The 14,095-nt window shown below is 62.7% G+C and carries 13 protein-coding genes; 4 read left to right on the top strand and 9 right to left on the bottom strand.

Translation table 11 applies throughout. The annotated features are described in order from the left end of the window. Positions 1-7 precede the first annotated feature (7 nt). The 4 genes from NIBR502773_RS22410 (at position 8) to NIBR502773_RS22395 (ending at position 5,683) form a co-directional block, all read left to right on the top strand. A complete protein-coding gene (locus NIBR502773_RS22410; protein ID WP_141156963.1) occupies positions 8-1,621 on the top strand; it encodes a J domain-containing protein in 1,614 nt (537 codons plus the stop codon). A 142-nt stretch (positions 1,622-1,763) separates the two neighbouring features. After that, the gene (locus tag NIBR502773_RS22405; RefSeq protein WP_141156962.1) at positions 1,764-3,014 is read left to right on the top strand and encodes an OprD family porin; all 1,251 of its coding nucleotides are present in this window, start codon (positions 1,764-1,766) and stop codon (positions 3,012-3,014) included. Positions 3,015-3,098: 84 nt separating this feature from the next. Beyond that, positions 3,099-3,998, top strand: a complete 900-nt coding sequence (locus tag NIBR502773_RS22400; RefSeq protein ID WP_141156961.1) for a polysaccharide deacetylase family protein — start codon at positions 3,099-3,101, stop codon at positions 3,996-3,998. Positions 3,999-4,117: 119 nt separating this feature from the next. Beyond that, on the top strand, positions 4,118-5,683 hold the full coding sequence (locus NIBR502773_RS22395; protein WP_141156960.1) for a M91 family zinc metallopeptidase: 1,566 nt from the start codon (positions 4,118-4,120) through the stop codon (positions 5,681-5,683). Positions 5,684-5,688: 5 nt separating this feature from the next. On the opposite strand, the gene pcaC is transcribed toward NIBR502773_RS22395, so the two are convergent. The 9 genes from pcaC to NIBR502773_RS22350 all read right to left on the bottom strand — a co-directional run bounded on the left by pcaC (position 5,689) and on the right by NIBR502773_RS22350 (position 14,093). Continuing rightward, positions 5,689-6,087: a 4-carboxymuconolactone decarboxylase gene (gene pcaC, locus NIBR502773_RS22390; protein WP_141156959.1), complete on the bottom strand. Its 399-nt coding sequence runs from the start codon at positions 6,085-6,087 to the stop codon at positions 5,689-5,691. 252 nt (positions 6,088-6,339) lie between these two features. Next, positions 6,340-7,131 (bottom strand): 3-oxoadipate enol-lactonase, encoded by a 792-nt coding sequence (gene pcaD / locus NIBR502773_RS22385; protein WP_141156958.1) that lies wholly within the window; start codon positions 7,129-7,131, stop codon positions 6,340-6,342. Positions 7,132-7,141: 10 nt separating this feature from the next. Then, on the bottom strand, positions 7,142-8,506 hold the full coding sequence (locus NIBR502773_RS22380) for a 3-carboxy-cis,cis-muconate cycloisomerase (protein WP_141156957.1): 1,365 nt from the start codon (positions 8,504-8,506) through the stop codon (positions 7,142-7,144). A gap of 10 nt (positions 8,507-8,516) precedes the next feature. Further along, a complete protein-coding gene (locus NIBR502773_RS22375; RefSeq protein WP_065938827.1) occupies positions 8,517-9,812 on the bottom strand; it encodes an MFS family transporter in 1,296 nt (431 codons plus the stop codon). Between the two features lie 155 nt (positions 9,813-9,967). Continuing rightward, a complete protein-coding gene (gene pcaG, locus NIBR502773_RS22370) occupies positions 9,968-10,534 on the bottom strand; it encodes a protocatechuate 3,4-dioxygenase subunit alpha (protein ID WP_098480246.1) in 567 nt (188 codons plus the stop codon). A gap of 1 nt (position 10,535) precedes the next feature. Further along, complete coding sequence (gene pcaH / locus NIBR502773_RS22365; protein ID WP_027604405.1) at positions 10,536-11,240, bottom strand: protocatechuate 3,4-dioxygenase subunit beta; 705 nt, start codon at positions 11,238-11,240, stop codon at positions 10,536-10,538. Positions 11,241-11,257: 17 nt separating this feature from the next. Further along, positions 11,258-12,460 (bottom strand): 3-oxoadipyl-CoA thiolase, encoded by a 1,203-nt coding sequence (gene pcaF / locus NIBR502773_RS22360; RefSeq protein WP_177414173.1) that lies wholly within the window; start codon positions 12,458-12,460, stop codon positions 11,258-11,260. Next, positions 12,457-13,236, bottom strand: a complete 780-nt coding sequence (locus NIBR502773_RS22355) for a CoA-transferase subunit beta (protein WP_027604407.1) — start codon at positions 13,234-13,236, stop codon at positions 12,457-12,459. The genes pcaF and NIBR502773_RS22355 overlap by 4 nt, the downstream gene beginning before the upstream one ends. Next, positions 13,236-14,093, bottom strand: coding sequence for a CoA transferase subunit A (locus NIBR502773_RS22350; protein WP_027604408.1), 858 nt, complete (start codon positions 14,091-14,093; stop codon positions 13,236-13,238). Before NIBR502773_RS22350 ends, NIBR502773_RS22355 begins: the two co-directional genes overlap by 1 nt. Between the last annotated feature and the right edge of the window lie 2 nt (positions 14,094-14,095).

Genomic DNA, 14,095 nt, shown 5'->3' with positions numbered 1-14,095 from the left:
CACACCGATGGATTGCTGGACCGTACTGCAACTGCCGGAGGACGCCGACGAGCGCAGCATCAAGCGCAGCTATGCGCGGTTGCTCAAAGGCTGCCGCCCGGACGACGACGCCCAAGGCTTCCAGCGCCTGCGCGAGGCCTATGAGCACGCGCTGAATGAAGCACGCTGGCGAGCGGATAACGAAGAGGCAGAACCCGTCCAGGCGCCCGTGGCCGAAGCGGCCTACGCCAACCTGAATGACCTGGCCGAACTGATGGACATCAGCCCCGTCAGCCCGGCGCCCTTCGACGCCCCCACACCGGACCCGGCCCAGGCACTGCTCGACGGCCTTAACGCGGGTAACCTCGATGAACGCTGGGCCCAGGCTCGGCAACAGGGCTGCACCGATGCGTTCCAGGCCGGCCTGTTGCGCCATTGTTTCGAAGCACCGGGCGAACGCAGCGCCATCGCCGGTTGGGCCGCGCAACACCTGGAATGGCTGACCCCCTGGCAGCAGGTGGCGATGACGTCCTGGCAATACGAAGCACTGACCGGCGAGCTGCTGCAAGACTACCGCCGCACCCTGCAGGAACTGCTGGAGCAAAAGGCCGAGCGCGAGTTCATCACCCAGCTCACGCAGTACAACGACCAACCCTGGCTACGGGTGTTCGACCTGCAACAGCAATGGCAGCGCATCGTCCTGCACCTGCTGCATGACACCCAGTGGAGCGTGCCGCTGTTCGAGCGCGTGTGCCAGGCCTTCGGCTGGGACGACCAGAAAGGCGTCTACCCGGAACCGGCGTGGATGTGGCGAGAATTGGTGTCGCGTTGCGAGCAGGAAAGTTTCTACGCCAACTTGCAGGACAAGGCCCAGGACACGCGGCGCACATCAGCCGATGCCCTGGCCGCGCGCCTGCTGCTGACGCCGATGTCCGCCACGCAACACAAACGCATGATCGATGGGTTTGGCGAGAACGAGTGGAACGCCTGCCAGCACCTGGCGCAAACACTGACCTGGCGCTATCCGCAACTGGTCGAGCGCCTGCCTCAAACAGACCTGTTCTTTTGGCGCAAATTCGTGCCCCGGCCGATCTACACCCAGGTGTTTATCCGGCTATGGGCCGTCTTCGCTTTGGGGCTTGGCCTGAGCATCGCCCACGATAAGCCAGACAGAATGGACGGGATGTCGCTGGTCATTTTCATGCTGATGGCGTTCGTGCCGGCGGCCGTTGGCTTTCGCGTCACCCAAATGTGGGCCGGGATGAGTTCAACCTATCGGGTGCTGGATGTGTGGCTGAGCCAGTACCTGATCCCCAGGCGAATCAACCCCAACGACTACTGGCTGGTGATTCGCCACGGCGTACCGCAGGCGATCATGCTGGTGGCCTGCGGCTTGATGCTCGGTGTACTGGGTGCGGTGACCTATGCCGGCGCGCTGCTGATCAACCTGCTGCACAAAAAACGCATCGGTCATATGAGCCAGAAGTTCGCCGAAGGCTACCCCTGGCTGAACGGCCTGCACTGGGCCTTCTGGAGCCCTCTGCAAGGGGTGTTCCTGGTGGTGATGGTGGCGCTGATCGTAGCTGCGCAACACTACCTGCCGACTGTGCCCTGGACCCACTTCGACCTGCCCAAGCGATAACCCGCCAAGGCCGGGCCTCAGCGCCCGGCAACTTGCGTTCGATCATCGCCCACAACCCGCCCTGCCCCGATTGAACCGCCCCCGCACCGCCCCGCACCATGGCCGCCACCTGCATAAACCCAATAACAACAGGTCCACCACCATGAGCACTTTTCACCCGCGCCGGCTCCTGCTGGCCACCGCTATCGCCAGTCTTGCCCTGCCCGTCGTCGCCGAAGAACACGGTTTTCTGGAGGACGCCAGCGCCAACCTCAACCTGCGTAATTTCTTCTTCAACCGCAATTTCACCAACCCCACCAAAACCCAGGGTGGCGCGCAGGAGTGGACGCAGAGTTTCATCCTCGATGCCAAGTCCGGCTTTACCCAAGGCACCGTCGGTTTCGGTGTGGATGTGCTGGGGCTGTACTCGTTGAAGCTCGATGGCGGGCGCGGTACCGGCGGCACCCAGTTGTTGCCGCTGGACCACGATGGCCGCCCTGCGGATGAATTCGGACGTCTCGGCGTGGCGTTCAAGGCGCGTATTTCCAAGACCGAAGTGAAGGTCGGCGAATGGATGCCGGTGCTGCCGATCCTGCGTGCCGACGATGGCCGCTCCCTGCCGCAAACCCTGCGCGGCGGGCAGATCACCTCGAAGGAAATCGACGGCCTGACCCTGTACGGTGGCCAGTTCCGCGCCAACAGCCCGCGCGACGACAGCAGCATGTCGGACATGTCGATGGTCGGCAAAACCGCGTTCACCTCGGACCGCTTCAACTTCCAGGGCGGCGAGTACGCCTTCAACGACAAACGCACCCAGATCGGCGTGTGGAACGCCCAGCTCAAGGACATCTACAGCCAGCAGTTCGTCAACCTGATCCACAGCCAGCCCCTGGGCGACTGGACCCTGGGCGCCAACCTCGGGTTCTTCTATGGCAAGGACGACGGCAGCGCCCGCGCCGGCGACCTGGACAACAAAACCTGGTCCGGTCTGTTCTCGGCCAAGTATGGCGGCAACACCTTTTACGTCGGCCTGCAAAAACTCACCGGCAACAGCGCGTGGATGCGCGTCAACGGCACCAGCGGCGGCACCCTGGCCAACGACAGCTACAACTCGAGTTACGACAACGCCGAGGAAAAATCCTGGCAGGTGCGCCACGACTACAACTTCGCCGCCCTCGGCGTACCGGGCCTGACCCTGATGAACCGCTATATCAGCGGCAGCAACGTGCACACCGGCACCATCACCGATGGCAAGGAATGGGGCCGCGAAAGCGAATTGGGTTATACCGTTCAAAGCGGCGTGGTGAAAAACCTTACGGTGCGCTGGCGCAATTCGAGCATGCGCCGCGACTACAGCAACAACGAGTTCGACGAAAACCGGTTGATCGTCAGTTACCCGATAAGTCTGCTGTAATCCGGCGCGACACTTACTGTATCGTGCGCGCCTGCCGCTGCTGATCCGCACAGCAGCGGCCTCTTATCCGAGCCTGCGCACACCATGAAATCCTTTGCCATCGCATCCGCCGTGCTTGCCCTGGCCTTGAGCCTCAGCGGCTGTATCGGCGCGCCCATCGCCCTGACCGCGCAGACCGAGCAACGCCTGCAAGCCCAGGCGCCGATCCGTTTTTTGCTGACCTTCGATGACGGCCCCAGCGCCTCGGGCTACAACAACCCCAGCCGTTCAGTGCTCGCCGACCTGGCGCACAACCCGGTGCTACCGGGGATCAAGGCGGTGTTCTTCCTGCAGACAGAATCGTCGCGTTCCGGCGGCAGCACGCGGGGGCGCAAGACGATGGCGCGTGAATACGCCGGCGGGCATGTGCTGGCTTTTCACACTGCCACGACCTTTCATACCAACCACCGCTGGCTGAATGATGCCGAGCTGGAGCGCACCCTCAGCCAGGGAGCGAGCGATATCGCCTCGATCACCGGCGCGCCGCCCGTGCTGGTCCGCCCGCCGTTCTGGAACTACGACCGACGCACCTTCGCCGCCTACCAGCGCCACGGCATGCAGGTCCTGCTGACTGACCTGAGCGCCAATGACGGCAAGATCTGGGGCTTCAATGGCAGCCCACGCCGCCGCGCCAACCTGTATCGACAACTGTCGGTGGTGCGCGAGCGCATCGCATTGGGGGAGTTACCGACGGTGGACGGCGTGATACCGGTGGTGGTGACCTTCCACGATATCAACCGCTATACCGCGCGGCATATGCAGGAATACCTGCAGATCCTGCTGGACAGCGCACGAGTCAATGGCATGAAGACCGCAGCCGAACCGTTCTACACCGATACGGCCGCCCTGCAACGCGCGGCATTGGCGCGTACGGTCAAAGACGTGAATGAAGCAGTGCATCTGCCGGGCGTGTGGAATTGGGTGTGGGACGCCGACTCCCATTAACTCCAGGCCGCTCTTAAGGCATGCAACATCAAGACAGCGTTTGACTGCTTTTCCCTTGGAACAGCATTTCCCCTCCCGCCACTCAAAGGAACACCTGCCCACCACGATCGAGCCCAACCATGACTATCCCTGCGCCCACGCCCGTGCTGACGAATTACACCAACAGCCCATCACCGGCAACGCCAGAACCCCCAGTCCACATCAAATACAAACGCCCTGATTCCGATGCCCTGACCCCCGCCTCCCGACCGACTCCCGAAGTCGCCCTGGGACACAAAAGCTACGTAAACAGCGAGGTCCTGTTTCAGGACAAGCACGTAAAAATCTCCCAGGAGGTTGAATTCAGCGCCGCGCAAAACGGCGACGTCAGCACAATATTCAGTCAAATCGTTTTGGAAACAGGCAACCATGCAGACCGGGTGAACATCAGACGTACCTCCGATGGAAAGCTGCTCGCTACCGTCAACGGTAAAGCCTACACCCTTGAGCTGCTCAATCGCCCCGAGGCGGGCATGGTCCAACCCCTGTATATCAAGACCCACGGCGGCAACGACAGCGTGGTAGTGGCTCCAGACGTGACGACCCCCATCAGGATCGACCTGGGAGACGGTGACGACTACGCCCGTGGTGGTGGCGGTACCACCCAAATCAAGGGCGGCGCTGGCGACGACTTTATCGTGATGGGCAGGGAGCGTGGGGTCGCATCGGGCGGAGAAGGCAACGACACGCTGATCGCGGGCAGTGGCAGCAGTGCGCTTTATGGCGACAATGGCGACGACCACCTTCAGGCCGTGAAGGGCCCTGCCAACCGAGTGGTGCATATGGACGGGGGGCGCGGTCACGACTTCATGATCGCCAAAAATGGCCACACCGTGATGCACGGTGGCGGTGGTGACAACCTGATGGTCAGTCATGGCAGTTCGGTCATTTACACCGGCAGGGATAGTAACAACGTGAGGTCTTACCATGACAACACGGTTATCTACGCCAAACCTTCGGATAATGTGATCCGCTCGCTCAACTCACGCAGGTTTGATGTAACGCCCAGTGACGCCGGCAAAACAGCCTATCTGGTCGAGGGTTCCGCGGAGTTCAGACAGCGGGTCGAAGACGATCTGGAGCTATTGAGAATGTCGCCCATAGGCCAGCAGTCCTTGAAGAAAGAGGACGAACTGGCGGCGCGCAACAACGCGCCAGTCACCCTGCGCGAGCTGGACACCCGTGATGACATGACCTACGGCTTCAACACCCAAGCCATTCAACGGTATCTTCAAGCGGGCGGCGACGTCGAATCACTGACCGATTCACAGTTGGGTTACATCGTGGAGGGTAAAGCGGGAGAAACGGCTGACCTGGGTACGATCAATTACAACCCGATGTATATGTATGACGACAGTTCCCCCCCGATCAGCAGCCTCGCTCATGAGAGGGGACACGCATTCGCGGGTGCTACAGGTCAAAATCTAAAGGGAGAAACTGCAACACCCGACACTCACCAGGAACGCGAACCCAACATAGAGCGGCAGGCGATCGGTCTGCAAACGACAGTCCCCCCGGTTGATTTCGACGGCGACCCCAGCACCGCGAAAACCACCACCAATCCACGGGAATTTACCGAGAACGGCCTGAAAGAAGAGATGGGACTTCCGTTGCGCAAGAGGGTCTACACGACAAGGCTGGCCTGAGCCTGTTACTTCGGCTGGCGGGATTCTACCCCCAGTTCATCCCACACTGATTCAGCCAGGTGGAACGTTGCATTCGCCGCCGGTATCCCGCAATAGATCGCGCTCTGCATCAACACTTCCTTGATCTCGGCACGGGTTACGCCATTGCTGGCGGCGGCGCGCAGGTGCAGCTTGAGCTCTTCATTGCGGTTCATGCCGATCAGCATGGCGATGGTGATCAGGCTGCGGGTGTGGCGAGGCAGCCCGGGGCGGGTCCAGATGTCACCCCAGGCGTGGCGGGTGATCATGTCCTGGAACTCGCTGTTGAACTCGGTCACGGCATTGAGGCTGCGGTCGACATGGGCATCGCCCAGCACTTCGCGGCGCACTTGCAGGCCGTCGGCGTAACGTTGTTTCTCGTCCACAAAAAACTCCTGGTTCAATAAAATTTCAACTCGATGACCTGTGGTGAGCGGGCTTCTTGTGGTGAGCGGGCTTGCCCCGCGCTGGGGCGCGAAGCGGCCCCAAATCAGGCGCCACGGTCTGTCTGAAATAATTCGGCGTCCGTATTGGGGCTGCTTCGCAGCCCAGCGCGGGGCAAGCCCGCTCACCACAAGAAGCCCGCTTGCCACAGGAAGCCCACTTGCCACAACGAGCCAGTTGCCACAACAGCGGCCTCAGCGGGCCAGCAGGAATTTGATAACCCGGTCACTGAATGCAGCGCCAGCCTGTACGTTGGACAGGTGCGCGGCGTAGAACTCGGCGTACTCGGCGCCCTGCACATGGTGCTGGATAAAGTGACCACCGGCCGGTGGCGTGACGGCATCTTCAGTGCCGGCAATCACCAGGGTTGGCGCCTTGATCTTCGACAACTGCTCACGGAAATCCGCATCACGCACGGCGGCGCAGTTGGCCGCGTAACCTGGGGGCGAAGTCGCGGCAAGCATGTCGGTGATCTGCTTGGCCTGGTGCGGGTTGGCTGCCGCAAAATCGGCGGTGAACCAGCGCGCAATCGACGCATCGCGCAAGGCCACCATGGCCGCCGCGCCATCCCGCTGGACCATCTCGATCCGTGGGTTCCAGATCTCCGGCGTGCCGATTTTGGCGGCGGTGTTGCACACCACCAGGCGCTGCAGGCGCTCACCGGCATTAATCCCCAGCCATTGGCCGATCAAGCCGCCCATGGACAGCCCGCAAAAGTGCGCACGCTGAATATCCAGCGCATCCAGCAGTGCGATCACGTCGTGGCCCAACTGCTCGATGCTGTACGGTCCCTCGGTCACCAGGGATTTGCCGTGGCCACGGGTGTCGAAACGCAACACCCGGAAATGCTCGGTCAACGCCGGGATCTGGATATCCCACATATGCAGGTCGGTGCCCAGCGAGTTGGACAGCACCAGCACCGGTGCGTCCACGGGGCCATCGAGTTGGTAACGCAGTTCGCCCTCGGCGAGTTGTACGAAAGCCACAGCGTTCTCCTTAGGCGTTCAATGCAAAGTGTTCGGTGACAGCGCGAGTGACCCAGGTGGGCGCCTGGCCCAGGTAGTGGGCCGGGTCGAGCAGGCGGTCCAACTCAGGGGCGGACAACTCGGCGGTGACCTGCGGTTCGTCCGCCAGCACCGCGCGCAAGTGGCGCCCTTCTGCGACGGCGCGTTTGCAGCATTGCTCCAGCAGGTGGTGCGCGGTTTCCCGGCCCAGGCGTTGAGCCAGCACGATGCTGACGGCTTCGGCCAGCACCAGCCCTTGGGTCAGGTCGAGGTTGTGGGCCATGCGTCCGGGGTCGACTTCCAACCCTTCGCTCACCAGCAGCGCTTGTTTCAAGGCCCCGGACACCAGGCGGCAAATCTCCGGCAAGGTTTCCCATTCGGCGTGCCACAGGCCCAGGCTGCGTTCATGTTCCTGGGGCATGGCGCTGAACATCGTCGCCACCAGGCCGGGCACGCGCGTGGCGGTGCTGATCAGCACAGCGGCGCCCACCGGGTTGCGTTTGTGCGGCATGGTCGACGAACCGCCCTTGCCGGGCGCCGACGGCTCGAACACTTCGGCCGCTTCGGTTTGCATCAGCAGGCTGATATCGCGGCCCAGTTTGCCGAGGCTACCGGCGATCAGGCCCAGGACGGAGGCGAACTCCACCAGACGATCCCGTTGGGTGTGCCAGGGTTGTTCAGGCAAGCTCAGTTGCAACTCCGCCGCCAGCGCCTCGGCCACCGGCATGGCGTGTTCACCGAGTGCCGCCAACGTCCCGGACGCGCCGCCGAATTGCAGCACCAGCAAACGCGGTTGCAGTTCTTTCAAACGTTGGCGACTGCGCGTCACCGCGCCCAGCCAACCGGCAATCTTCATCCCCAGGGTGACCGGCGTCGCGTGCTGTAACCAGGTACGCCCGGCCAACGGCGTCGTCGCATAACGCTGGGCCTGGGCGGCCAGCACGTCGCCCAGACGCGCCAGGTCCGTTTCGATCAACCCCAGGGCCCGGCGCAGTTGCAGCACCAGCCCGGTGTCCATCACGTCCTGGCTGGTCGCGCCCAGGTGCACATAACGTTCGGCCCCGGCATCCCCGCTGGCAATCAACTTGCCCAGGGCCTTCACCAGCGGAATCGCCGAATTCCCCGCCGTGGCAATCGCCGCGCCGAGGGCATCCACGTCGTACAGCGACGCCAGGCACGCCTGGGCAATCGGCGCCACGGCGGCCTGGGGGATCAACCCGACCCGGGCCTGCGCCCGGGCGAGCGCGGCTTCGAAATCGAGCATGCCCTGCAAGCGTCCCTGGTCGCAGAACACCTCGGCCATGCTGTCAGCGGTGAAGTAAGCGTCGAACAGTTGATTGCTCGTGCGCAGTGTCATAACTCATCCCTTACAAATCGTGATGCAGGTACGCCGCCTGTTTCGGCAAGCGCAAGCTGAACAGGAAGGCCACCGCCATCATGCCGGTGACATACCAATAGAAGGTGTTTTCCATGCCCATGGATTTGAGGCCCAGGGCCACGTATTCCGCCGAACCGCCGAAGATCGCGTTGGCCACCGCATAGGCCAGGCCCACGCCCAGAGCGCGCACTTGTGGCGGGAACATTTCCGCCTTCACCAGGCCGCTGATCGAGGTGTAGAAGCTGACAATCGCCAGGGCCAGGGTGATCAGCACAAACGCCAGGAACGGACTGCTGACGGTTTTCAAGCTGAGCAGGATCGGCACCGTGCACAGTGTGCCCAACGCGCCGAACCACAGCATCGAATTACGCCGGCCGATCTTGTCGGCCAGCATGCCGAACAGCGGCTGCATGCACATGTACAGGAACAGCGCGCCGGTCATGATGTAACTGGCGGTCTTGGCGTGCATCCCGGCGGTGTTTACCAGGTACTTCTGCATGTAGGTGGTAAAGGTGTAGAAAATCAGCGAACCGCCTGCGGTGTAGCCGAGCACGGTGATGAATGCCGCCTTATGGTCACGGAACAGCGCGGCGATACTGCCGGCGTCCTTGTCCTCGCGGGTTTCCTTGCTGGTGGTTTCCTTGAGGGTGCGACGCAGCAGCAGGGAGATCACCGCGGCAATCGCACCGATCACGAACGGAATCCGCCAGCCCCAGGCCCGCAGCTCTTCCTCAGTGAGGATCTGTTGCAGGATCACCACCACCAGCACCGCCAACAGTTGGCCACCGATCAGGGTCACGTACTGGAACGAGGCGAAAAACCCACGCTGGCCCTTGAGCGCGACTTCACTCATGTAGGTCGCAGTGGTGCCATATTCGCCCCCCACCGACAGGCCCTGGAACAGCCGCGCCACCAGCAGCAGGGCCGGGGCCCAGGCGCCGATGTCTTTGTAGGTGGGCAAAAAGGCGATGACCAGGGAACCGGCGCACATCATCAGCACCGAGATCATCATCGAATTCTTGCGTCCGTGCTTGTCGGCGACCCGGCCGAACAGCCAGCCGCCGATGGGGCGCATCAGGAAGCCGGCGGCGAACACGCCAGCGGTGTTGAGCAGTTGGACCGTGGGGTCATCCGACGGGAAAAACGCCGGGGCGAAGTAAATGGCACAGAAGGCATAGACGTAGAAGTCGAACCATTCGACCAGGTTGCCGGAGGAGGCACCGACAATCGCAAAGATCCGTTTGCTGCGCTCTTCTCCGGTGTAGTGACTGGTGGTTGTTGTCATGGTTTTTCACTCAGTGGGAACGGTTATAGCCTAGACATACTTTGCAACAACCATGTTCCGCAAGCAGACTTTTGCGTAGGCAGTGCCTGAACCGGCCCCCTCCCACATCAAAATGTGGGAGGGGGCTTGCCCCCAATGGGGCCCTGACAAGCGACTCAATAATCGAAGAACACCGTCTCCTTATCTGTGCCCTGCAAAATCACATTCCACTGGTGCACACCCGCCGCATCCGGCTTGGCAATCAACGTGCCGCGCCGCTCGGCAGGCACACAGGCCAGCAACGGGTCGTCCCCGTTCAACGCCTCGCCCTCGAAATAAATCCGCGTCAGCAGGTGCTTCACCAGCCCACGGGCAAACACCAGCACCACCAGGTGCGGCGCCTGGGTCGTGCCTTGCAGGCCCGGCACGCTGCCCGGCTTGATCGTGGTAAAGCGGAAGCGCCCTTCGGCATCCACCGGTACCCGGCCAAAGCCTTCGAAGTTCGGGTCGAGCGCCTTGTCCTGCTCGTCTTCAGGGTGGTCGTATTTGCCGGCGGCATTGGCCTGCCAGACTTCGAGCATGGCGTCGTTGACAACATCACCGTTGCCGTCCACCACTTGCCCGCTGATCGCCACGCGCTCGCCGAGGGTGGCGGCGACGGTCAAATCTTCGCGGTTCAGCCAGGTCAGGCCGATGTGGTAGTACGGCCCGACGGTGTGGGACGTGGTCGCGTAGAGTGTCATCTCATTTCTCCATCGGCGTGGCGTCGCGGCCGCGCAGGACGATGTCCCAGCGGTAGCCGAGGGCATAGGAAGGAATGGTCTTTTCCAGGTCGAAACGGGCGATCAGACGTTCCTTGGCGCTGGTATCCGGTACGCAGTTGTAGATCGGGTCGTATTCCAGCAGCGGGTCGCCAGGGAAATACATCTGCGTCACCAGGCGCGTCAGCACGCTCGGGCCGAACAGCGAAAAATGGATATGCGCCGGGCGCCACGCGTTGTGGTGGTTGCCCCATGGGTAGGCCCCAGGCTTGATGGTCTGGAACTGGTACCAGCCATCGGCGTCGGTGACGGTGCGCCCGGTGCCGGTGAAGTTCGGGTCCAGCGGCGCATCGTGCAGGTCACGCTTGTGGTTGTAGCGACCGGCGGCGTTGGCCTGCCAGATCTCCACGAGGATGCCCGGCACCGGCAGGCCGTTTTCATCCAGCACGCGGCCATGAATGATGATGCGTTCGCCCAACGGTTCGCCGTCGTGTTGGGCGGTGAGGTCGTTGTCCTTTTCGCTGACTCGCTCGGCACCGATGGTCGGGCCGGTGATTTCCGACAAAGAATGGGGCAGGAACACCAACGGCTGGGACGGCGAACGCAGGTTCGTCGACTGGTAGGCCGGGTGCAGGTAATCAGGCTGAGTGCCCGCTTGCGGGCGCCGGTAACCGGGCTTGTCACTCATGGAGCTGTCCTCTCTTATTAGATGCGTTCGATCGCCAGGGCCAGGCCTTGGCCGACGCCCACGCACATGGTCGCCAGGCCTTTACGGCCGCCGGTTTTTTCCAACTGATGCAGGGCCGTCAATACCAGCCGTGCACCGCTCATGCCCAAGGGGTGGCCCAGTGCAATGGCGCCACCGTTCGGGTTGACCTGGGGTGCATCGTCGGCGATGCCCAGTTCACGCAGCACCGCCAGGCCTTGGCTGGCGAAGGCTTCGTTGAGTTCGATCACATCGAAGTCAGTCACGGCCAGGCCCAGGCGTTCCACCAGCTTGCGCACCGCCGGCACCGGGCCGATGCCCATCACCCGTGGCGCAACACCGGCGCTGGCCATGCCCAGCACGCGGGCGCGGGCAGTCAGGCCGTGTTTTTTCACCGCTTCGGCAGACGCCAGGATCAGTGCGGCCGCACCGTCGTTCACCCCCGAGGCATTGCCCGCGGTGACGGTCTTGTCCGGGCCGTTGACCGGCTTGAGTTTGGCCAGGGCTTCAAGGGTGGTGTCCCTGGGGTGCTCATCGTGCTCCACCAGGGTTTCGCCTTTTTTCTGGGCGACCCGTACCGGTACGATTTCTTCAGCGAAGAACCCGGCAGCCTGGGCGGCGGCGGTGCGTTGCTGGCTGCGCAGGGCAAAGGCGTCCTGGTCGGCGCGGGAGACCTGGTAGTCGTCGGCGACGTTATCGGCGGTCTGCGGCATGGCGTCCACGCCGTACTGGGCCTTCATCAACGGGTTGATAAAACGCCAGCCGATGGTGGTGTCTTCCAGCTTCATGTTGCGCGAAAACGCCGCATCCGCCTTGCCCATCACGAACGGCGCACGGGACATCGACTCGACGCCACCGGCAATCGCCAGCTCCATTTCGCCGCTGGCGATGGCGCGAAACGCGGTGCCGATCGCATCCATGCCCGAGGCGCACAAACGGTTGAGGGTGACGCCGGGAATGCTTTCCGGCAGGCCGGCCAGCAGCAACGCCATGCGGGCGACGTTGCGGTTGTCTTCACCGGCCTGGTTGGCGCAGCCGAGGAACACCTCGTCGACGGCCGTCCAGTCTACCGAGGGGTTGCGCTCGATCAGTGCCTTGATCGGCACGGCCGCCAGGTCATCGGCGCGCACACTGGACAGGCCACCGCCAAAGCGGCCGATGGGGGTGCGAATCGCATCGCAGATAAAGACCTCGCGCATCAGGCTTCTCCCGGGGCTTGGCCATGGGCGGCGGCCGTGCGTGCTTCGAGATCACGCAGGGCGGTCAACTCGACCTCGGTCGGCTCGGCGGTGGTGCTGACCTGCTCGGCAAACCGAATCGCCCAACCGGTGGCCGCTACGACTTGCTCGCGGGTCACGCCCGGATGGAGGGCGGTGACCACGAATTCATGGGTGCCCTCTTCCGGTTCCATGATGCACAGGTCGGTAATAATTCCGACAGGACCGGCACCCGGCAAACCCAGGCGTTTACGCGAATCCCCACCTTCGCCGTGGCCGACCGAAGTGATGAAGTCCAGCTTGTCGACAAACGAACGGGACGACTGCTTGAGGATGATCAACACGCTCTTGGCCGAGCCGGCGATTTCCGGCGCGCCACCGGCGCCCGGCAGGCGCACCTTGGGTTGGTGATAATCACCGACCACGGTGGTGTTGATGTTACCGAAACGGTCGACTTGCGCGGCACCGAGGAAGCCCACGTCGATACGCCCGCCCTGCAGCCAGTAGCGAAAAATCTCGCCGGTCGGCACCACAGTGTCGGCGGTTTCCGCCAGCTCGCCATCACCGATCGACAGTGGCAATACGCTGGGCTTGGCGCCAATCGGGCCGGACTCGTAGATCAGCACCACATCCGGCGACGAAGTCAGGCGCGCCAGGTTGGCGGCCTTGGACGGCAGGCCGATGCCCACAAAGCATACGGAGCCGTTCTTGAGGCGACGCGCGGCGGCGACGGTCATCATTTCATTGGTCGAGTAAGCCATTACTTGGCCTCCTGCTGCGTGGTCAGCTTGGCCTGGAATTCACTGAAATCGGCAGTGCCGTGGATGTATTCATCCATCCAGGCGGTAAAGGTCCCACGGTCGCGGGCGATGGGGTCCCACGCCTGGTAGAAGCGATTGTCACGCTCGTTGTAGCCGTGGGCGTAAGACGGATGGGCACCACCGGGTACATGGCACACCGCCGTCAGGGCCCAGGTCGGCAGCACGCAGCTGTTCATCGGCGCGTTCAGGTCATCGACGATTTCTTCCACGGTGACGATGCAGCGCTTGGCCGCCAGGGCCGCTTCCTTCTGCACCCCTAGAATGCCCCAGAGCAGCACGTTGCCCTTGCGATCAGCCTTTTGCGCGTGGATCACGGTGACGTCCGGACGCACCGACGGTACCGCTGCCAGCACTTCACCGGTGAACGGGCACGTCACGCTCTTGATCAGCGGGTTGACCTTGGGCAAGTCGGAACCCGCGTAGGCGCGCAGCACCGCGAACGGCAGGCCCGATGCGCCGGCGACGTAGGCATTGGCCAGGTCGGCGTGGCTGTGTTCTTCGATTTCCAACGGTTGCGGCCATTGCTTCTCGACCGCGTCACGCAGGCGATGCAGGGAGCCTACACCCGGGTTACCGCCCCAGGAAAAAATCAACTTGCGCGCACACCCGGCCCCGATCAACTGGTCGTAGATCAGGTCAGGCGTCATACGCACCAGCGTCAGGTCTTTCTTGCCCTGACGAATGATTTCATGACCCGCTGCCGTAGGGATCAGATGGGTGAAGCCTTCCAGTGCGACAGTGTCGCCGTCGTTCACGAATTGCTTCACCGCGTCACGCAGCGCAAGAATTTCAGCCATGG

This window comes from Pseudomonas sp. NIBRBAC000502773 (assembly GCF_006517195.1).
In the GTDB taxonomy this organism is placed as follows: Bacteria; Pseudomonadota; Gammaproteobacteria; order Pseudomonadales; family Pseudomonadaceae; genus Aquipseudomonas; species Aquipseudomonas marginalis.
This window is presented reverse-complemented; position numbering and strand designations above follow the sequence as displayed.